Origin of the sequence: Nonomuraea ceibae (genome assembly GCF_019396325.1) — a bacterium.
Taxonomy (GTDB): domain Bacteria; phylum Actinomycetota; class Actinomycetes; order Streptosporangiales; family Streptosporangiaceae; genus Nonomuraea; species Nonomuraea ceibae.
This window is the reverse complement of the sequence record NZ_JAHKRO010000024.1, coordinates 1-18,185: the sequence shown is the minus strand read 5'-3', so window position 1 is coordinate 18,185 and position 18,185 is coordinate 1. Positions and strand designations below refer to the sequence as shown.

Genomic DNA, 18,185 nt, shown 5'->3' with positions numbered 1-18,185 from the left:
TAATAGTGTGAGGCTGTGACGGAACCACTTGTCTCCCGGATGCGCTCCTTCGGCACGACGATCTTCGCGGAAATGAGCGCGCTCGCCACCCGCACCGGCGCGATCAACCTGGGCCAGGGCTTCCCCGACACCGACGGGCCGGCCGCCATGCTCGACCGGGCCGTGCACGCGATCCGCTCGGGCGCCAACCAGTACCCGCCGGGCCCCGGCGTGATGGAGCTGCGCCAGGCCGTCTCCGAGCACCGCCGCGAGCACTACGGCCTGTCCTACGACCCGGCCGGCGAGGTGCTCGTCACCGTCGGCGCCACCGAGGCGATCGCCGCCGCCGTCCTGGCGCTGTGCGAGCCCGGCGACGAGGTCATCGCGTTCGAGCCGTACTACGACTCCTACGCGGCCTCGATCGCGCTCGCCCAGGCCCGCCTCGTCGGCGTCACGCTGCGGCCCGTGGCCGGCCGCTTCACGTTCGACCCCGCCGAACTGCGCGCCGCCGTCACCTCCCGCACCCGGGCGATCCTCGTCAACTCCCCGCACAACCCCACCGGCACCGTGCTCACCCGCGACGAGCTGACCGTCATCGCTGATCTGTGCCGCGAGCACGACCTGATCGCCATCACCGACGAGGTGTACGAGCACCTCACGTTCGACGGCGTCGAGCACGTACCACTGGCCACGCTGCCCGGCATGCGCGAGCGCACCGTGATGATCTCCTCGGCGGGCAAGACGTTCTCCGTCACCGGCTGGAAGACCGGCTGGGTGTGCGCGCCCGCGCCGCTCGTGACCGCCGTGCAGTCGGTCAAGCAGTTCCTCACCTTCACCGCGAGCGCGCCCTGGCAGGTCGCCGTCGCCTACGGGCTGCGGCACGAGGGCGCCTGGGTGGCCGCGCTGCGCGACTCCCTCCAGGACAAGCGCGACCGGCTGATGGAGGGCCTGGCGGCGGCCGGGTTCGAGGTGTTCGGGCCGGCCGGGACGTACTTCGTGCAGACCGACATCCGGCCGCTCGGCTTCACCGACGGGCTCGCCTTCACCCAGCGGCTGCCCGAGCTCGCCGGCGTGGTCGCCATCCCCACGCAGGTCTTCTACGAGCACCCCGAACGCGGCCGGCACTTCGTCAGGTTCGCCTTCTGCAAGAAGGACGAGGTCATCGACGAGGCCGTGACCCGGCTCAAGCGCCTGTCGGCCTGAGCCGGGCCGGCCCCGGCCGGTCTCCTCAGCCCCGGTCGACCTCGTCGACCTCGTCAGCCCTGGTTGTCCGCCGCCAGGTCCACGATCGCCGCCACCGGCCCGCCGCCCGACGGGCCCTGGTGCACGGCCGCCACCGACACGAACACCGCCGGATCGCCCGTGACGGCCGCGGCCACCCCGCCCACCGCGGCCTTGATCTGGCGGTGCCAGTGCACGTCGGAGTCGTCCAGCATGATGTTGCGCCGCCCCCGCACCCGCCCCGACGGGTCGGCCTCGCACTTCATGAACACGTTCACCAGCCGCCCGCCCAGGTCGGAGTGGTGCGGCCGCTCCGGCAGCGCCAGGCCGGCGTCGCGGATCGCCGCCCAGATGCCGTCGGCGTCCAGCGCGTCGCGCATCACCGCGTGCCCCGCCCGATAGCGCCCGCCGATGCCGCGCACGTTGCCCACCAGCACGATCTGCGCCCGGTCCAGCTCCACCCCCGACGAGCACGACGCCACCGAGGAGTAGAGCGACAGGTCCTTGTGGATCTGCTCCGCCGACGGCATCGCGATCTCCCCGAGCGCCACCGCCACCCCCAGCGCCGTGGTCGAGTTGGACAGGTCCATCGACGGGCCCGTCTCCTCGATCGCGGTGTCCTGGCCACGCTCCCGCGCCTCGGTGATCGTCGCCAGCGTCAGCAGCGGCGTCTTCGTCTGCACGTAGTGGACGTCACGCGGGTCGTCGATGCCGGCGAGCTTCATCGCCTCGCGCACCCCCGCGGCCACCTTCTCCACCATGGCCGGCCTGCCGATGTCCTCCGGCAGGATCACCTCGCTCATCGCCACCCCGACCGACACGCGCGGCTCGTCCGACGGCACCGCCCGCGCCGGGTCGAGCGTCGCGAAGATCGTGGCGTGCGGGCTCAGCACCCCGTCGGTGCCGCCCGACCACACCAGCGGCACGCTCTCCGGCGCCGGATGCCCCCGCGACGCCAGCACCTCACGGAAGGCGCGGTCGGCCAGGATGCGCGTGTAGTCGTTCACGCCGCCGTTGCCCTCGGTCTTGCCCACCACGGCCAGCACCCGGTGCGCCTCGATCACCCCGTCGTCGATGAGCCGCGCCAGCCCCGACGCGTCGGTCACGCTCTCGATCGGCACCTTGCGCACTTCGATCGGATCCGGCATCCGCCCGCCCCTTCCCGCCACGTCGATCGGCATACCCAGCCTGACGCTAGTGACGCCGCCGCACGGCCACACCGGCAATGTGTGCCAGTAGGGTCCAGGTGTGATTCGTGAAACCGTCGCCAACGGGATCAAGCTGACGTACCGCGAAGAAGGCGACCCGGCCGCGCCGGCGCTCGTGCTCCTGCACGGGCGGACCGCCGACCACAACGACTGGAACGGCATCACCCAGCACCTCGCCAGGCGCCACCACGTGCTCGTACCCGACCTGCGCGGCCACGGCGCCAGCGACCGGCCCGGCACGTACGCCATCCCCGACATGGCCGAGGACGTCGCCGGCCTCCTCGACGCCCTCGGCATCGACCGCGCCGTCGTCGTCGGCCACTCCCTCGGCGGCATGGTCGCCTACCACCTGGCCATGAACCACCCCGGCCGCGTCACCCGCCTCGTCATCGAGGACTCCGCCGCCCCCGAGCCCATGCACGGCCGCGCGCCGCTCGTGGAGGACGACTCCACCGGCTTCGACTGGCGCATGATGCACGACACCGAACGGCAGTTCCTCGACCCCGACCCGGCCTGGCTCGCCGGGCTCGCCCGGATCACCGCCCCGACGCTCGTCATCTCCGGCGGCGCCGCCAGCCCCTTCCGCGCCGACCGCCTCGCCGCCCGCATCCCCGGCGCCGCCCTCGTCACCATCGAAGCCGGCCACCTCGTCCACGTCACCAACCCCAAGGCCTTCAAAGCGGCCCTGGACACCTTCCTCTCTGCCTGACCCCGCCCCTACAAACGCCCCACCCCGTCGAGGGAACCCGCCCTCCAGCCCACCCCGACCCCGGACCCGTACGCACCACCGGCCTACCGAACGCCCCGCCGCTCACCCGGGGGGAGCACTGCCCCGCCCCTCTTGGGGGTGCGCCTTCGGGCTGGTGCGGCGGCCCACCCCGGGTGGTCGCACGGGTGAGAGAGGAGACGGCGCGGGCCGCTCCCGCCAAGGGCGGTGCGGCGGTCCGCACCGGGCGCGGTGTGGGTCTCCGGGGGCGGTGCCGGTGGGTCGGCTCCGGCTGGTCGCGAAGTGGCGCTCGGGCAGTGTCCCGGACGGCGGCCCCCGGCAGGCGCTCCCCTTACGGGGTCAGCCCGGCGTGCTGCGGAGGGGCGGTGCCGTGGAGGCCGGACGGGGTCAGGTGAGGCAGGCGCGGAAGACGGCGGTGAGCCGTTGGACGACCTTGTCGCGGGGGGTCGTCGTGGCCGGGCCGAAGAGCTGGCGGAACTGGCCGCTGCCCATGACGATCGCCGTGGCGATCGTGGCGCGCAGCTCGGCGTCCTCGCCCGGCAGGCGGTCGACGAGCGGCTCCAGGATGGCGGTGCGGACCCGGTCCTTGGTGATGCTGCGGATCTCGGGGCTGGACCCGGACCGGGTGAGGGTGGCGAGCACCGGGCTGTCGGCCTCGGAGCCGAGCCGGTCGGCGACGTACTCGGCGAGCCGCACGGCCAGGTCGTCGCCTTCGTCGAGCACGCCGGGGAAGCGCCCCTGCTGGGCCAGCACCTCGGCGAACAGCTCCCGCTTCGACCCGAAATATCGGTTGATGAGCGCGACGTTGGCGTTCGCCTCGGCGGCGAGCATGCGCATGGTCACCTCGTCGTAGCCGTGCTCGGCGAACAACCGGCGGGCCGCGTCGAGGATGCGCCGCCGGGTGCCCTCCCGGCTCCTTGGTTCCACGATGACGACAATAGGGGGCCCGCCAAGCGCCCCAGGCCAACGCGACGCGGGAATACTGGCCGTTATCGCCCGCCTTGGACTGTGTGACCGTAATGTCATAAAGATCCGTCAGGGTGGGAAGGGTGGGTACGAAGCTCGGCGATCACATGCGGGAGCGGCTGCGGACGTTCGGGCTGACGGCTCCCTCGATCGCGCAGTCCGCCGTGGGCTCGGCCGTGGCGTGGATGATCGCCACGCAGTTCCTCGGGCACACGCGTCCCTTCTTCGCCCCGATCGCGGTGCTCATCAGCGTCGGCATCGGCCTCGGCCAGCGGCTGCGCCGGGTGGCGGAACTCGTCGTGGGCGTCAGCCTCGGCGTCGGCGTCGGCGACCTGCTGGTGGCCTGGATCGGCTCCGGCCCCTGGCAGATCGCCCTCGTGGTGGCGCTGGCCATGGCGACCGCCGTGCTGCTCGACAGCGGCGCGCTGTTCGCCGCGCAGGCCGCCTCCTCGGCCGTGCTGGTCGCGGCGGTGGTGCCCGGCGACGACATGGGCGGCTTCGACCGCATGCTCGACGCGCTCACCGGCGGCGTCGTCGGCCTGGCCGCTGTGGCGCTCATGCCCGCCAGCCCGCTGACCATCGCGGCCAAACACGCCTCCGGGGTGCTCGACGCGCTGTCCACGGCGCTGGAGCAGGCGGCGGTGGCGATCGAGAAGCGCGACGCCGACCTGGCCGCCGAGGCACTGGAGGAGGCGCGCGGCACCCAGGCGGCGGTGGAGGAGTTCGAGCAGGCGCTGCAGACCAGCAAGGAGATCATCATGATCTCCCCGATGCACTGGCACCGCCGCGCCAGGCTCGCCCGGTACGAGACGGCCGCCGAGCCCGTCGACCACGCGCTCAGGAACGCCCGCGTGCTGGCCCGCCGCACCCTGGCCGCGCTCGGCGAGTACCCGCCGCCCCCGCCCGCGCTGGCCGACTCGCTCCGTGAGGTGTCGGAGGCGGCGCTGCTGCTGCAACTGGAGCTGGGCGCGGGCCGCGAGCCCGTGCTGGCCAGGCAGGCGCTGCTGGCCGTCGCCACCCGCCAGCGCCCCGAACGCCTGGGCTTCTCCGCCGACGTGATCGTGGCCCAGCTCCGCTCGATCGTGGTCGACCTGCTCCGGGCGACGGGCACCGGCGAGGAGGAGTCGACGGCCGCCCTGCCCCCCGTGAACGTCCCACCCCGCCCCTGACCCTCCCGCCCCTGACCCTCCCGTCCCTCGCTGCCCCGTCCGCCCCTGACCCGTCTCACGGCCGCACGTCATGGAGCCGTCGTACGGGATCGGCGGCGTGAGCCTGGTGGGCGGGGCGGGAGAGGGCGCGGGTAGTCTCGGACGCTGTGCCGAGCATTCCGCAACCCCTCGACCCCGACGACGACGGCGGCGTCGCGCCCGCCGTGGCCGCCGCGCTGGACGACTACCAGCGGGGTGCGGCGGGCCCCGACCGGGTGCTCAACGCGCTCACCGGCGCCCGCCTTCTGGTGCCCGTCGTGGCCCTGCTCACCGAGTCCGAGGTGGGCGAGCACGGCCTGCGGCAGGAGAAGGAGAGCGAGATGGCCCTGCCCAAGCTCGTCGGCAAGGACGGCAGGCAGGCGGTGCTGGCGTTCACCGGCACGGAGGCGCTGATCAGGTGGCGTCCCGACGCCCGGCCGATCCAGGCGAGCACGCTGCAGGTGTGCCGGGCGGCCGTGGGGGAGGAGGCGGCGGCGGTGGTCGTGGACGTGGCGGGCCCGGTGACGTTCGTGATCGAGGGTGACGTGCTGCGGGCGCTGGCCGCCGTCGAATCCGGCACGCTCGAGCAGCTCCCCGGCGTGACCGTCGCGCGCGTCGAGCCGGTCGCCCGACGCCGCTGGTTCCGCCGCCGCACGAACTGAGCCCGCACGGACGGGACGCGGGTCAGGAGCCCGACTCCGACCACTCCTGCTCCTCCTGGTCGGCCATGGACACGCGGCTGCCCTCGATGTACCGGGCGAGGAGCTCCAGCAGGACGGGCACCAGCACGAAGGTCGAGAGGACGACGGCGATCCTGGTGAATTTTGTCCCCGCCCATCTGGAAATCATCCGACGGCCGGGCCCGCGCCCGCAATAGTGTCGGGCCGTGCTCGCACTGCTGGGGGTGCTCGGCCTCGTCGCCGGTCGCTACGTCAGGACCCTGGCCGGCGCCTTCGCCCCCGACCCCGCCGACCATCGGGCCGAGGCCCGCGCCGCGCTGCGCGCCCTCGTGCGCACCGTCCCGGTCCCGGCCTGGCCGCCGCTGCCCGAGGTGGTCACCGCCGTCGTGACCGTGCTCGTCGCCTGGCGGGCCGGCCTGCCGTACGTGTACGCGGCGGTGGCGGGGACGGCGCTGGCCTTCGTCGACTGGCGCACCAGCCGCCTGCCGGACGTGATCACGCTGCCGTCGTACCCGATCCTCGTGCTGACGCTGCTGCCCACCGGGGAGCTGCCCAGGGCGCTGCTCGGCGGGCTCGCGCTGGCCGCCGCGTACGGTGTGCTCTGGTTCGTCAGGCCGGCCGATCTGGGGCTGGGCGACGTCAAGCTGGCCGGGCTGATCGGCCTGGCGTGCGGGGCGCTCGGCTGGCAGGCGTGGGCCGTCGCGGCGCTGGGCGGGCAGTTCCTGGGCGCCCTGTACGCGGTCGTCCTGCTGGCCACCCGGCGCGCGACACGCGCGACCCAGTTCCCGTTCGGGCCGTTCATGCTGCTCGGCGCCCTGGCCGGGCTCTGTCTCGGTGGATGAACGCCGGACATCCCACTGGGCCGCGCATGGAAGACTTGGAGGCATGTTGCGCTGGTTGACTGCCGGAGAGTCTCACGGCCCCGAGCTCGTTGCCGTTCTGGAAGGCCTGCCCGCCGGGGTCGAGGTGACCACGGCCGCCATCGACGAGGCGCTGCGCCGGCGCCGCCTCGGCTACGGGCGCGGCGCCCGCATGAAGTTCGAGCAGGACGAGGTGACGATCGTGGGCGGGGTGCGGCACGGCCGCACCATGGGCAGCCCCGTCGCCGTCCGCATCGGCAACACCGAGTGGCCCAAATGGGAGAAGGTCATGTCGGCCGACCCGGTCGACCCGGCGGAGCTGGAGGGCCTGGCGCGCAACGCGCCGCGCTCGCGGCCCCGGCCGGGCCACGCCGACCTGGCCGGCATGCAGAAGTACGGGTTCGACGACGCCCGCCAGGTGCTCGACCGGGCCAGCGCCCGCGAGACGGCGGCCCGCGTCGCGCTCGGCGAGGTGGCCAGGCGCTTCCTCAAGCAGGCGCTCGGCGTCGACATCGTCAGCCACGTCACCTCCATCGGCGACGCCGTCACGCCGGCCGACGAACTGCCCGGCCCCAACGACCTGGCCCGCGTCGACGCCGACCCGGTCCGCTGCGCCGACCCGGCGGGCAGCGCCGCCATGGTCGAGGTGATCGACCGGGCGCACAAGGACGGCGACACGCTCGGCGGCGTCGTCGAGGTGCTGGCCTACGGCCTGCCGCCCGGCCTGGGCAGCTACACGCACTGGGACCGGCGCCTCGACTCGCGGCTGGCCGGCGCGCTCATGGGCATCCAGGCGATCAAGGGCGTGGCCGTCGGCGACGGCTTCGAGACCGCCCGCAGGCCCGGCTCGCGGGCCCACGACGAGATCGCCTACACCACGGGCGACGGCGTGCGGCGCGTCACCAACCGGGCGGGCGGCGTCGAGGGCGGCATGACCAACGGCGAGATCCTGCGCGTCAGCGCCGCGATGAAGCCCATCTCGACCGTGCCCAGGGCGCTGGCCACGATCGACGTCAAGACGGGCGAGGCCGCCAAGGCCCACCACGAGCGCTCCGACGTGTGCGCGGTCCCGGCGGCGGGCATCGTCGCCGAGGCGATGGTGGCGCTGGTGCTGGCCGACGCCGCGTTGGAGAAGTTCGGCGGCGACTCCGTGGAGGAAGTCGCCCGCAACCTGTCCGGCTACCTCTCATCCATGGTGATCAAATGACCAAGGCCGTGCTGATCGGCCCGCCCGGGTCGGGCAAGACCACTCTCGGCCGCCTCCTCGCCGAGCGGCTCGGCGTCGCCTTCCGCGACACCGACGCCGACGTCGAGGCCGTCGCGGGCAAGCCCGTCAGCGAGATCTTCATCGACGACGGCGAGGAGCGCTTCCGCGAGCTGGAGCACGAGGCGGTGCGGCGGGCGCTGGCCGAGCACGACGGCGTCCTGTCGCTCGGCGGCGGCGCCGTGCTGCACGAGGAGACGCAGGCCCTGCTCGCCGGCCACCCGGTCGTCTACCTTCAGGTCGGCCTGGCCGACGCGGTGCAGCGGGTCGGCCTCGCCTCGGCCAGGCCGCTGCTCGTGCTCAACCCGCGCAGCCAGCTCAAGCGGCTGATGGAGGAGCGCCGGCCCGTCTACGAGCGGCTGGCCGTGCTGACGGTCGACACCGGCGGGCGTGAGCCCGACGAGCTGGCCGACGAGATCCTGAAGGGCCTGGGGGCATGAGCGTGACGCGGATCGCCGTGCGCGGCGACAGCCCGTACGAGGTCGTCGTCGGCACGGGCGTGCTCGGCGAGCTGCCGGGGCTGTTCAAGCCCGGGGTGCGCACGGTGGCGGTGATCCACCCGGAGAGCCTGCCGGAGATCTCGCGGCCGGTGTGCGCGGCGCTGTCCGACGCCGGGTTCGACGTGGTCGCGCTGCCGGTGCCCGACGGCGAGCAGGCCAAGACCGTCGAGGTGGCCGCCCAGCTCTGGTCGGCGCTCGGCCGCCACGGCGTCACCCGCTCCGACGCGGTCGTCGGCGTGGGCGGCGGCGCGACCACCGACCTGGCCGGGTTCGTGGCCGGGACGTGGCTGCGCGGCGTGCAGGTCGTGCTCGTCCCCACCACGCTGCTGGCGATGGTCGACGCGGCCGTCGGCGGCAAGAACGGCATCGACACCCCCGAGGGCAAGAACCTGGTCGGCACCTTCCTGCCCCCGGCGGGCGTGCTGTGCGACCTGGCGACGCTGCCCAGCATGCCGCGCGCCGACTACGTGGCCGGCCTCGCCGAGATCATCAAGGGCGGCTTCATCGCCGACCCGCGCATTCTCGAGCTCATCGAGGACGACCCCGACGCCGCCACCAGGCCCGAGGGCGGCCACACCCGCGAGCTGATCGAGCGCAAGATCCAGGTCAAGGCCGACGTGGTCGGCGCCGACCTGCGCGAGGCCGGGCTGCGCGAGATCCTCAACTACGGCCACACGCTCGCCCACGCGATCGAGCGCGCGGAGAGCTACCGGATGCGCCACGGCGAGGCCGTCGCCATCGGCATGGTGTTCGCCGCCGAGCTGTCCCGGCTCGACGGCCGCGTCGGGCCCGACCTGGTCGAGCGCACCCGCGCCATCCTGACGTCGGTCGGCCTGCCCACCGCCTACCCGGCCGACGCCTGGCCGAGGCTGCGCGACCACATGCGCCTCGACAAGAAGAACCGCGGCGCCAAGCAGCGCTTCGTCGTGCTCGACGGCCTGGCCCGGCCAGGCCGGCTGGAGGACCCGCCCGAGGAGCTTTTGGAAGCCGCCTACCGTGCCGTCGCGCGTGTCACCGGGCATTAACGTGTGTGGGCCACTACAGTCGTGGCCCACGCCGCGGCACGACGAAAAAGCGGAGATGAACAGCAGGTCATGAGGCATTACGGCTCCTTCGTGGCGCTCGGTGACAGTTTCACCGAGGGCTTGAACGACCCCGGCACCAACGGCCACTACCGAGGCTGGGCCGACCGGGTCGCAGAACGGCTCGCACAGGACGATCCGTCGTTCCGCTACGCCAACCTGGCGGTGCGCGGCAGGCTGCTCGACCAGATCGTCACCGAGCAGGTCCCCGCGGCCGTGCAGATGGCTCCTGACCTGGTCAGCCTCTGCGCCGGCGGCAACGACCTGCTGCGGCCGGGCAGCGACCCCGACGTGATGGCCAAGCGGCTGGCGGGCGCGGTGCGCGAGCTGCGCTCCTGCGGCGCCGACGTGCTGCTGTTCACCGGCGTCGACCCGCGTGACATGCCGCTGATGCGGCGGCTGCGCGGCCGCTTCGCCGTCTTCTACCTGCACGTGCGCTCGATCGCCGACCTCTACGGCTGCCACCTGGTGGACCAGTGGTCGATGCAGGGCCTGCGCGACTGGCGGGCGTGGAGCGAGGACCGCCTCCACATGAACGCCGACGGTCACCGGCTGGTGGCCGCCCGCGTGCTCGACATCCTCGGCGTCCCGTTCGACGACTGGCACAAGTCGTGGCCGGAGCGGGCCGTGGATCCGCGCGCCCGCCGCAAGGAGGACGCCCAGTGGATGCGCGAGCACCTGGTGCCGTGGGTGTCGCGCCGCCTGCGCGGCGTCTCCTCGGGCGACGGGCTCGCGCCCAAGCGGCCGGAGCTGTCGGTCTGGTCCTGACCGCCCGCCCGCTCACCTGACGATCCCGTACGGCAATCCGTACGGGATCGTGTCATTCGGCGGCGAGCCGCTTGAGGGCGGCGCGCGGGACGGCGGGGTCGGTCGTGCGCCAGAACGGCGGGAGCGAGCCCAGCAGGAAGCCGCTGTAGCGGGCGGTGGCCAGCCGGGGGTCGAGGACGGCGATGACGCCCTTGTCGTCCTGGGAGCGCAGCAGGCGGCCGGTGCCCTGGGCGAGCAGGAGCGCGGCGTGGGTGGCGGCCACGGTCATGAAGCCGTTGCCGCCGCGGGCGGCCACGTGGCGCTGCCGGGCCGAGGTGAGCGGGTCGTCGGGGCGCGGGAACGGGACGCGGTCGATGATGACCAGCCGCAGCGACGGGCCGGGCACGTCGACGCCCTGCCAGAGCGACAGCGTGCCGAACAGGCAGGTCTTCTCGTCCTCGGCGAACTGCTTGACCAGCAGCATGGTCGAGTCGTCGCCCTGGCACAGCAGCGGCACGTCCAGGCGCTCGCGCAGCGCCTCGGTGGCGGCCTTGGCGGCCCGCATGGAGGAGAACAGGCCGAGCGTGCGCCCGCCCGCGGCCTCGATCAGCTCGGTGATCTCGTCGAGGTAGGCCTGGGGGAGGCCGTCGCGGCCGGGCTGGGGCAGGTGCTTGGCGACGTAGAGGATGCCGGCGCGCGGGTGGTCGAACGGCGAGCCGACGTCCATGCCCTGCCAGCCCTTGTCGCCCAGCCCCCACTGCCGGGCCATGCCGTCGAACGTGCCGCCGAGCGCCAGCGTGGCGGAGGTGAGCACCACGGTGCGGTCGCCGAACAGCTTGTCGCGCAGCATGCCGCCCACGTTGAGCGGGGCGACGCGCAGCATCGGCGGGCGGCGGTCGGTGCCGGCCTCCAGCCACACGACCTCGGCCCGGTCGGCCTCGGAGGCGTGGCCGTAGGCCTCCAGCATGCGCACGGCGGTGTCGTGGACCTCGTCGAGCGCGGTGAAGGCGGCCTTGCGCTGCCCGGCGCGGTCGGGGTCGTCCTTGTCGCCGCCGCGCGGGCCGAGCGCGGTCAGGCAGCGGGCGGCGCTGTCGCGCACCAGCGCGAGCGTCAGGCCGAGCACCTCGGGCAGCTCGTCCACGCGGCCGGGCGGGGCGGCGGCCAGCAGAGCCTTGAGGTCTTCGCCGGCCTCCAGGAGCTGGTCGGCGATGGGCTGCTCGATGAGGCGGCCCACCCGGCGCACGGCCAGCGACACCGAGCTCTCCGACAGCTCGCTCGTCACCACCGAGGTGACCCGGTCGACCAGCTCGTGCGCCTCGTCGACGACGACGAGGTCGTGCTCGGGCAGCACCGGCAGGTCGCCCATGGCGTCGATGGCCAGCAGCGCGTGGTTGGTGACGACGACGTCGACCTCGCCGGCCCGCGCCCTGGCCAGCTCGGCGAAGCACTCGGCGCCGCTGGGGCAGCGGGTGGCGCCCAGGCACTCCTGGGCGCTGACGGAGAACTGCCGCCAGGCCTGCTCGCTCACGCCGGGCACCAGCTCGTCGCGGTCGCCGGTCTCGGTCTCGTCGGCCCACTCCTGGATGCGCTGGACCATGCGGCCGGTCGCGCTGACCTCGCGCGGGTCGAACAGCTGGTCCTGCTCGTCGTCCTCGGGCCAGCCGGCGGTGGCCTTGTAGCGGCACAGGTAGTTGCGGCGGCCCTTGAGGATGGCGAACGTCGGCTCGTGCGGCAGCTCCTTGGCCAGCGCCTCGGCCAGCCGGGGCAGGTCGCGGTCGACGAGCTGTCGCTGCAGCGCGATCGTGGCCGTGGAGACGACCACGGGGGTGTCGGTGTCCATGGCGTGCCGGATCGAGGGCACCAGGTAGGCCAGGGACTTGCCGGTGCCGGTGCCCGCCTGGACGGCCAGGTGCTCCTCGGCGTCGATGGCCTGTTGCACGGCCTTGACCATGCTGATCTGGCCGTGGCGTTCGCTCCCTCCGAGAGCGTCGACCGCGATGCTGAGCAGTGAGTCCGCTGACGGGAGATGGGAGTCCGGCACGGCAGTAAACGCTACCCGCATTCCGAGGTCGCCGCGCCGAACGCGGTGTGATCGGCCATACGCATCCCGGCGTTCGCGGGCCCGTCCGCCGTCGCCCGTGGCACACTGGCCGTCGGTGCTCCAACTGGTCGTGGAGTGACCTGCGGGGGTGTCGGTGGAGATGGTTTTGTAGGCTTCTCCGGGGTTGAGTGGACGTATTAGGGCTGGATGTGCAGGATGTCTGCCATGTCGGAAGTTGTCCCGTTGCCGTCGTTCGGCGAAGTGTTCTTCGATGCCCGAGGCCAGGAGCGGTGTCTCCGTGTCACCTGGCACGAGGGCACGCTGGTGCTCAGCCTGTGGCGGGGGGAGATGTGCACGGCGAGCTTCCGCATGCCGATGGACGACGTCGGCCGGCTGCTCGACACCCTCGACGACGGTTTCGCCGAGGCCACCGGTGAGCAGCCCGCCGTGCCCGCCCAGGACCCCGGGACCGAGGTGATCCCCGGCACCGGGACCTACCACCGGCCGCCGCAGACCGGCCAGCACCAGCCGGCCCCCGACGACCGGCCGGCCGCCTCGCTGTCGCCCAACGACGTGCTCGTGGCCCGGGGCAACCCGGCCCACCAGGACAAGCTCGTCGCCTCCTACGGCGACACCCGCGAGCAGCAGCGCCAGCCCTTCTCCGGCCCGCAGTACAGCGACCCGCTGACCGGCCCGGCCCCCGCCGAGCCGTTCACCGGCCCGCAGTACACCGACAGCGGCTACCACGACCCGCTGTCCGGCCCCCACTTCACGCAGGACCAGCAGCCCTTCACCGGCCCCCAGTACGCCGAGGAGTCGCCCACCGCCTCCACCGGGCCCGTCTACCAGCTGCCCGGCGACCGCCCGTCGCCCCTGTCGACCGACCCGCTCGGCTTCCCCTCCCAGGCCAGTACTCCGTACCAGAGCGACTCCTACCAGGCCGACTCCTACCAGGCCGGGTCCTACCAGAACGAGCCGTACCACTCGGGTGAGACCTACCGGCAGCCCGACCCGTACCCGCAGCACCAGGCCGACCCCTACGCGGGCCGGCAGGCCCCCAGCCGTCCCCAGCCGCCCGTACAGGCCGCCGCCGGGCTCGGCACCCCGATGCACGGCATCCCGGGCGCGGGCCGCCGCCAGGACCCCTTCCAGGACCGCGCGTACGGCCAGGAGCCGTCCTACGGCCAGGACCCCGGCTACGGGCAGAGCGGCGCTTACGGCCAGGACCCCGGTTACGGCCAGGATCCCGGCTACGGGCAGGGCGGCGGTTACGGGCAGGACCGGGCCGACGGGCGCACGCCGCCCAACCCGGTCGACCCGCTGCTCGCCCTCGGCAAGCAGGCCGAGCCGTACCACCCGCAGGACTCCGACATGACCCGCCCGTACGTCGGCGACCCGATGTTCTCCACCGGCGAGCGGCTGCGCCCCGAGCAGCAGCCGTACGACGATCGCGGCGAACGCCGCGAATGGTGATCGCCACCCGCTAGCGGCGTTTCCTACACTTGGCCCGACAAATTGGGCGCCATATGTGGAGGAGCCGCCGGTGAACCCGTCGACTGGCCTGCAACTGCTGCTGCTGGCCGGAGGCGCCGTCGCGCTCGCGGCCGTGGCCCGGCGCAAGGGCTGGCCCGCGCCGCTGCTGCTGGTCGCGGCCGGGCTGCTCGTCTCGCCGCTGGTCCCGGCGGTGCGGCTGGACCCGGAGCTGGTGCTCTACGTGTTCCTGCCGCCGCTGCTCTACTCGGCCGCGTTCGACAGCTCCTACCTGCGGCTGCGTGACGCCCGGGGCCCGGTGGCGCTGCTGTCGGTCGGCCTCGTGCTGTTCACCACGGTCGCGGTGGGCCTGGTCGTGCACCTCATGCTGCCCGCCGTGCCGCTGGCGGCGGCGTTCGCGCTCGGCGCCGTCATCGCGCCGCCCGACGCGGTCGCCGCCGTGGCCGTCGGCAGGCGGCTCGGGCTGCCGCGCCGGACGCTGACCATCCTCATCGGCGAGAGCCTGTTCAACGACGCCACCGCGCTGACCGCCTACCGGGTGGCGATCGCGGCGGCCGTCGGCGGCAGCATCGACCTGCTGGAGGGCGGCTGGCAGTTCCTCGTGGCCGCCGCCGGGGGCGTGCTGATCGGGCTGGCGCTGGCGTACGCGTTCGCCTGGCTGTTCCGCCACACGCGCGACTCGCTGGTCGAGAACACGCTGATGCTGCTCATCCCGTTCGCCGCCTACCTGGCGGCCGAGAGCGTGCACGCCTCCGGGGTGATCGCCGTCGTGATCGTGGGGCTCCACCTGGGCAACCAGATGCACCTGCGCGGGTTCGGCACCCGGCTGGTGTCGGACTCGGTGTGGAAGGTCAGCGACTTCTTCCTGGAGACGATCGTCTTCGCGCTGATCGGGCTGCAGCTCGTCACCGTGGTCGAGGGCATCGTCGGCTACAGCCCGTGGGAGGTCGCGCTCTACGCGCTCGTGGTGTTCCTGGTGACGGTCGCGGTGCGGTTCGCCTGGGTGTTCGCCGCCGCCCACCTGCCGCGCCTGTTCAGGCGGGGGTACGAGGCGCCGTCGCCGCAGCAGCTCACGATCGTCGGCTGGGCGGGCATGCGGGGTGTGGTCTCGCTGGCGGCCGCGCTGCTCATCCCCGACATCCCGGACCGCGAGATCCTGCTCTTCCTCACCTTCACCACCGTGATCAGCACGCTGCTCGTCCAGGGCCTGACGTTCCCGGCCCTGATCAGGCGGCTGCGCGTGTCGAGCGAGCAGGAGCTGTACGAGGACCGCCTCGCCGAGGCGTCGGCCCAGCAGGCGGCGCTGGAGGCCGGCCTGGCCGAGCTGGACCGCCTGGTCGCCGCCGAGGGCGAGCCGGACGAGATCCAGCGGCAGGTCATCGACCAGCTCAGGGAGAAGTCCTGGCGGCGCTCCCTGTCGGCCTGGGAGCGCCTGGGCGGCGGCACCGGCCACGGCGGCGCCGAGACGCCCAGCGCCCTCTACAGGCGGCTGCGCCGCGACATGCTCCAGGCCGAGCGGCAGGTGTTCGTCCGGCTGCGCGACGAGCGGCGGCTGGACGACGAGGTGCTGCGCGAGGTGATGGCCCAGCTCGACTTCGAGGAGGCCATCCTGGAGCGTTAGCCCATCGAGCTGTCGACGAAGCACCACCGCCACTTCTCGTTCGGCTCGAACGACTGCACCACCGGGTGGCCGGTGCCGTGGAAGTGCGCGGTCGCGTGCTTGCCGGGCGAGGAGTCGCAGCAGCCCACGTGGCCGCACTCCAGGCAGCGCCGCAGGTGCACCCAGCGGCCACCGGAGGCCAGGCACTCCTCGCAGCCCTCAGGAGTGCGCGCCTGCGGGTCGTCAGCCTGGGAAAGATGCTCACACATAGCCATGCATCGATCCTATTTCGGGCCGGACGGCCGCCGGATGCCGGGCGCCGTGCCGCCCCAACCGGCGGCCTGTTGGGTAGGGTCGAGATATGTCTCGCCCACGCAGCCGCTTCGTGCCCCTGCTCGCCTTCTCCGCGTTCGTGTTCGCCGCCGGATGCGGTGAGGTGAACGACACGATCGACCGGGCCCAGGCCTGTCTCGAAGCTCCCAAGATCGTCGGAGAGCTGACCGCGCAGCTCACCTCCCTGGCCAACGACCCGCAGGCCATGGAGAAGGCCCTCGACAGCACCGCCACCAAGCTCGGCGAGGTCGCCGACGGCGCGGCCAACACCACGCTCAAGGAAGCCACCGACAAGCTGGCCGGCACGCTGGCCGGCATCAACGTCCAGAACGCCAACGACGCGGTCGACGCCGTCCAGAAGGTCGGCACCGACACGGCCGCCTATCTGGAGAAGGTCGCCACGGCCTGCACCGGAGGCTGAATCCCGGTTTCTCTAGGGAGAATAGGTACGAACTACCGTTTTTCTCATGGAGCCCGACCCGCGTTTCACCCTCGCCAACGAACGCACGTTCCTCACCTGGCTGAGCACCGCCCTGGCGCTGAGCGCGGGCGGCGTGGCCATCGCGGCGGTGCCCGCCGACGTGTTCGTCCCCTGGCTGCGCACGGTGCTCGCGGTCGTGCTCGTCACCCTGTCGGCGCTGGCCGCGGGCCTGGCCTACCCGCGCTGGCGCAACATCCAGCGCGCCCTGCGCGCCGAGGCGCCGCTCCCGCCGCCCGCGCTGGCCGCGGTCTTCGGCTACGGCGTCGCCGCCGTGGCCGTGCTCGCCCTCGTCCTCATCCTGCTCGCCGCGTGAGGGCCAGGTCGCGCATGCCGTCCCGTCCGGCGTCGCAGGCAGGGAGGTGAGATGTCGGAGGAGATCTGGGACCGGGGGCTGCAGAGCGAGCGGACGCGCCTGGCCTGGGTGCGCACCGCCGTGACGCTGGCCACCGGCGGCCTGGGCGCCACCGGGCTGGCCGCCCGCGCCGGGCTGCCCCTGCCCGCCCTGGCCGCCTTCGCGCTCGCCGCGCTGTGCGGGGCCGTCCTGCTCATCAGGACCCACGTCCGCTTCCGCCGCGTCCAGCAGGCGCTGCACGGCGGCCACCCGCTCGACAACGGCGCCGACGCGCTGCTCGCCTGGCTCGGCACCCTCGCCGTCGTCGCCGGCGCCCTGACCTTCGTCATCGCCGTTCGCTGACCTCGCTTGCGGGTACTCCGTCAGCAGGCGGACACTCGAAGTGAGGAGGTGACCTCCATGGACGAAGAGCGCAGGACCGTGCCCTTCGAGTGCCGGAGCTGCTGGCATGTCTGGGAAGAGGACTACCTCGTCCGGCACGTGCCGGGGCGGCACGGAGCCGAGAGCGAGGTGTGGATGCGCGGGGGAGTGGCGGTGCCGCCGCCCGCGCCGAGCGGCGTCGTCTGCCCGCGCTGTGGCTGCCAGGGGGCTGTCATGTTCCCCGACGGCTACCTCGCCCACCATCCGGAGCTGGTCGAGTCCGGCGAACCCGCGCCGCCCGACCCCACCCCGCTGCTGAGCCCGGTGCCCAAACGGTTCTATTGACTCCATAACATGACGGAGGGTGAGCCTTCCCTAACGGAAGGTGTCACAAGGCCCATCTTGCCGGTGGTATGAACCGGGCGGACACTCGGTGCGGATGGCGGTCCGTTACCGGGGGGGTGGTCCTGGTGCACGATGGTTTCGACACTCATCAGCTGTGGCCCTACGAGTGCCTGCGCTGCTGGCACGTATGGGAAGCGCGCTACACGGTCAGGCGGCTCGACGACGGGCACGGTCACCCCGTCGAGGTGTGGCTGAGCAACGGCGTCCCCGTGCAGCCTCCCTGGGCCGGGGCGTGCTGTCCCGGCTGTGGAGCGTTCCACGTGACCTCGTTCCCGCCGGGCTACCTCAGCCGGCACCCCGAGCTGGTCTCGGCGCCCGAACCGGCGCCGGTTCCGGCCCCCGCGCCCGTCGAGCCGCTGCCCGCGGTCACGTCCGCGCCCGCGATGCGGCCCAGGCGGCTGCTCCTCGGGCTCGGCGTGCCGGTGCTGCTGATCGCCGGGTACGAGCTCTACCGGGTGGTTTTCGCGGTCGCGCACACCAACTAGCGGCCGTGCCGACCAACTGGCGGCGTACGCCGGCCGGGAGGGGCGGGCCGCCTCAACGGAGAGGCGGCCCGCCGGGCCCGTGGGCGACGTGGCCTGCCTGAGCCTGCAGCAGTGGAAGCCCATCACCTGCGGCGACGGCGGGCTCACGCTGACCGACGACGACGAGCTGGCCCGGCGCATGCGGCTGTTCTCCGACAAGGGCTGGGACCGGGCGGC

Annotated in this window: 22 protein-coding genes; 17 read left to right on the top strand and 5 right to left on the bottom strand. The window is 73.3% G+C overall.

What is annotated here, in order from left to right:
• The first annotated feature begins 15 nt into the window (after positions 1 to 15).
• Positions 16 to 1,182: a pyridoxal phosphate-dependent aminotransferase gene (locus KME80_RS17875; protein WP_219506634.1), complete on the top strand. Its 1,167-nt coding sequence runs from the start codon at positions 16 to 18 to the stop codon at positions 1,180 to 1,182.
• Between the two features lie 53 nt (positions 1,183 to 1,235).
• Here the strand turns inward: KME80_RS17875 and bar are convergent, their stop codons facing one another.
• Complete coding sequence (bar, locus tag KME80_RS17870) at positions 1,236 to 2,348, bottom strand: barbiturase (RefSeq protein ID WP_219506632.1); 1,113 nt, start codon at positions 2,346 to 2,348, stop codon at positions 1,236 to 1,238.
• Between the two features lie 100 nt (positions 2,349 to 2,448).
• Here bar and KME80_RS17865 point away from each other — a divergent pair, with 100 nt between their 5' ends.
• Complete coding sequence (locus KME80_RS17865; protein ID WP_219506630.1) at positions 2,449 to 3,117, top strand: alpha/beta fold hydrolase; 669 nt, start codon at positions 2,449 to 2,451, stop codon at positions 3,115 to 3,117.
• A gap of 405 nt (positions 3,118 to 3,522) precedes the next feature.
• On the opposite strand, the gene KME80_RS17860 is transcribed toward KME80_RS17865, so the two are convergent.
• Positions 3,523 to 4,062 carry a TetR/AcrR family transcriptional regulator gene (locus tag KME80_RS17860; RefSeq protein WP_219506628.1) on the bottom strand — a complete coding sequence of 180 codons (540 nt, stop codon included), beginning with the start codon at positions 4,060 to 4,062 and terminating at the stop codon, positions 3,523 to 3,525.
• 122 nt (positions 4,063 to 4,184) lie between these two features.
• On the opposite strand from KME80_RS17860, the gene KME80_RS17855 reads away from it, so the two are divergent.
• Together KME80_RS17855 and KME80_RS17850 are read left to right on the top strand one after the other, a co-directional pair.
• Positions 4,185 to 5,270, top strand: coding sequence for an FUSC family protein (locus tag KME80_RS17855; protein ID WP_219506626.1), 1,086 nt, complete (start codon positions 4,185 to 4,187; stop codon positions 5,268 to 5,270).
• 146 nt (positions 5,271 to 5,416) lie between these two features.
• On the top strand, positions 5,417 to 5,950 hold the full coding sequence (locus KME80_RS17850) for an SseB family protein (protein WP_219506625.1): 534 nt from the start codon (positions 5,417 to 5,419) through the stop codon (positions 5,948 to 5,950).
• Between the two features lie 22 nt (positions 5,951 to 5,972).
• Here the strand turns inward: KME80_RS17850 and KME80_RS17845 are convergent, their stop codons facing one another.
• Positions 5,973 to 6,137 carry a hypothetical protein gene (locus tag KME80_RS17845; protein ID WP_219506624.1) on the bottom strand — a complete coding sequence of 55 codons (165 nt, stop codon included), beginning with the start codon at positions 6,135 to 6,137 and terminating at the stop codon, positions 5,973 to 5,975.
• Between the two features lie 37 nt (positions 6,138 to 6,174).
• Here KME80_RS17845 and KME80_RS17840 point away from each other — a divergent pair, with 37 nt between their 5' ends.
• The 5 genes from KME80_RS17840 (at position 6,175) to KME80_RS17820 (ending at position 10,442) form a co-directional block, all read left to right on the top strand.
• A complete protein-coding gene (locus KME80_RS17840; RefSeq protein WP_219506622.1) occupies positions 6,175 to 6,810 on the top strand; it encodes a prepilin peptidase in 636 nt (211 codons plus the stop codon).
• Between the two features lie 43 nt (positions 6,811 to 6,853).
• On the top strand, positions 6,854 to 8,035 hold the full coding sequence (gene aroC / locus KME80_RS17835) for a chorismate synthase (RefSeq protein WP_219506620.1): 1,182 nt from the start codon (positions 6,854 to 6,856) through the stop codon (positions 8,033 to 8,035).
• Positions 8,032 to 8,532 carry a shikimate kinase gene (locus tag KME80_RS17830; protein WP_219506618.1) on the top strand — a complete coding sequence of 167 codons (501 nt, stop codon included), beginning with the start codon at positions 8,032 to 8,034 and terminating at the stop codon, positions 8,530 to 8,532. The genes aroC and KME80_RS17830 overlap by 4 nt, the downstream gene beginning before the upstream one ends.
• Positions 8,529 to 9,617, top strand: a complete 1,089-nt coding sequence (aroB, locus tag KME80_RS17825; RefSeq protein WP_219506617.1) for a 3-dehydroquinate synthase — start codon at positions 8,529 to 8,531, stop codon at positions 9,615 to 9,617. Before KME80_RS17830 ends, aroB begins: the two co-directional genes overlap by 4 nt.
• A gap of 69 nt (positions 9,618 to 9,686) precedes the next feature.
• The gene (locus KME80_RS17820; protein ID WP_219506616.1) at positions 9,687 to 10,442 is read left to right on the top strand and encodes an SGNH/GDSL hydrolase family protein; all 756 of its coding nucleotides are present in this window, start codon (positions 9,687 to 9,689) and stop codon (positions 10,440 to 10,442) included.
• 52 nt (positions 10,443 to 10,494) lie between these two features.
• Here the strand turns inward: KME80_RS17820 and KME80_RS17815 are convergent, their stop codons facing one another.
• Entirely contained in the window at positions 10,495 to 12,483 is a 1,989-nt protein-coding gene (locus KME80_RS17815; RefSeq protein ID WP_219506615.1) for an ATP-dependent DNA helicase, read from the bottom strand.
• A gap of 204 nt (positions 12,484 to 12,687) precedes the next feature.
• Here KME80_RS17815 and KME80_RS17810 point away from each other — a divergent pair, with 204 nt between their 5' ends.
• Positions 12,688 to 13,935: a hypothetical protein gene (locus KME80_RS17810; protein ID WP_219506614.1), complete on the top strand. Its 1,248-nt coding sequence runs from the start codon at positions 12,688 to 12,690 to the stop codon at positions 13,933 to 13,935.
• 70 nt (positions 13,936 to 14,005) lie between these two features.
• Entirely contained in the window at positions 14,006 to 15,574 is a 1,569-nt protein-coding gene (locus KME80_RS17805) for a Na+/H+ antiporter (RefSeq protein ID WP_219506613.1), read from the top strand.
• Here the strand turns inward: KME80_RS17805 and KME80_RS17800 are convergent.
• Complete coding sequence (locus tag KME80_RS17800) at positions 15,571 to 15,828, bottom strand: ubiquitin carboxyl-terminal hydrolase 14 (protein ID WP_219506612.1); 258 nt, start codon at positions 15,826 to 15,828, stop codon at positions 15,571 to 15,573. The two genes, KME80_RS17805 and KME80_RS17800, sit on opposite strands and share 4 nt — an antisense overlap.
• An 86-nt stretch (positions 15,829 to 15,914) precedes the next feature.
• Here KME80_RS17800 and KME80_RS17795 point away from each other — a divergent pair, with 86 nt between their 5' ends.
• From KME80_RS17795 to KME80_RS51865, 6 genes are all read left to right on the top strand, one after another.
• Complete coding sequence (locus KME80_RS17795; protein ID WP_219506611.1) at positions 15,915 to 16,307, top strand: DUF8711 family protein; 393 nt, start codon at positions 15,915 to 15,917, stop codon at positions 16,305 to 16,307.
• A 46-nt stretch (positions 16,308 to 16,353) separates the two neighbouring features.
• Positions 16,354 to 16,680, top strand: coding sequence for a YidH family protein (locus KME80_RS17790; protein WP_219506609.1), 327 nt, complete (start codon positions 16,354 to 16,356; stop codon positions 16,678 to 16,680).
• Positions 16,681 to 16,731: 51 nt separating this feature from the next.
• Entirely contained in the window at positions 16,732 to 17,061 is a 330-nt protein-coding gene (locus KME80_RS17785; protein WP_219506607.1) for a DUF202 domain-containing protein, read from the top strand.
• A 57-nt stretch (positions 17,062 to 17,118) separates the two neighbouring features.
• Entirely contained in the window at positions 17,119 to 17,424 is a 306-nt protein-coding gene (locus KME80_RS17780) for a hypothetical protein (RefSeq protein WP_219506606.1), read from the top strand.
• 125 nt (positions 17,425 to 17,549) lie between these two features.
• Positions 17,550 to 17,969 carry a hypothetical protein gene (locus KME80_RS17775; protein ID WP_219506604.1) on the top strand — a complete coding sequence of 140 codons (420 nt, stop codon included), beginning with the start codon at positions 17,550 to 17,552 and terminating at the stop codon, positions 17,967 to 17,969.
• Positions 17,970 to 17,985: 16 nt separating this feature from the next.
• Positions 17,986 to 18,185 (top strand): DegT/DnrJ/EryC1/StrS family aminotransferase (locus tag KME80_RS51865; protein ID WP_219506749.1); only part of this gene is annotated, 200 nt, incomplete at its 3' end.

Excerpts from the sequence above, each read along its gene's own strand:
- bar (WP_219506632.1), bottom strand. The coding sequence starts at position 2,348 with ATGCCGGATCCGATCGAAGTGCGCAAGGTGCCGATCGAGAGCGTGACC.
- KME80_RS17845 (WP_219506624.1), bottom strand. The coding sequence starts at position 6,137 with ATGATTTCCAGATGGGCGGGGACAAAATTCACCAGGATCGCCGTCGTC.
- aroC (WP_219506620.1), top strand. The coding sequence starts at position 6,854 with ATGTTGCGCTGGTTGACTGCCGGAGAGTCTCACGGCCCCGAGCTCGTT.
- KME80_RS17830 (WP_219506618.1), top strand. The coding sequence starts at position 8,032 with ATGACCAAGGCCGTGCTGATCGGCCCGCCCGGGTCGGGCAAGACCACT.
- aroB (WP_219506617.1), top strand. The coding sequence starts at position 8,529 with ATGAGCGTGACGCGGATCGCCGTGCGCGGCGACAGCCCGTACGAGGTC.
- KME80_RS17820 (WP_219506616.1), top strand. The coding sequence starts at position 9,687 with ATGAGGCATTACGGCTCCTTCGTGGCGCTCGGTGACAGTTTCACCGAG.
- KME80_RS17815 (WP_219506615.1), bottom strand. The coding sequence starts at position 12,483 with ATGCGGGTAGCGTTTACTGCCGTGCCGGACTCCCATCTCCCGTCAGCG.
- KME80_RS17810 (WP_219506614.1), top strand. The coding sequence starts at position 12,688 with ATGTCGGAAGTTGTCCCGTTGCCGTCGTTCGGCGAAGTGTTCTTCGAT.
- KME80_RS17800 (WP_219506612.1), bottom strand. The coding sequence starts at position 15,828 with ATGGCTATGTGTGAGCATCTTTCCCAGGCTGACGACCCGCAGGCGCGC.
- KME80_RS17795 (WP_219506611.1), top strand. The coding sequence starts at position 15,915 with ATGTCTCGCCCACGCAGCCGCTTCGTGCCCCTGCTCGCCTTCTCCGCG.
- KME80_RS17790 (WP_219506609.1), top strand. The coding sequence starts at position 16,354 with ATGGAGCCCGACCCGCGTTTCACCCTCGCCAACGAACGCACGTTCCTC.
- KME80_RS17785 (WP_219506607.1), top strand. The coding sequence starts at position 16,732 with ATGTCGGAGGAGATCTGGGACCGGGGGCTGCAGAGCGAGCGGACGCGC.
- KME80_RS17780 (WP_219506606.1), top strand. The coding sequence starts at position 17,119 with ATGGACGAAGAGCGCAGGACCGTGCCCTTCGAGTGCCGGAGCTGCTGG.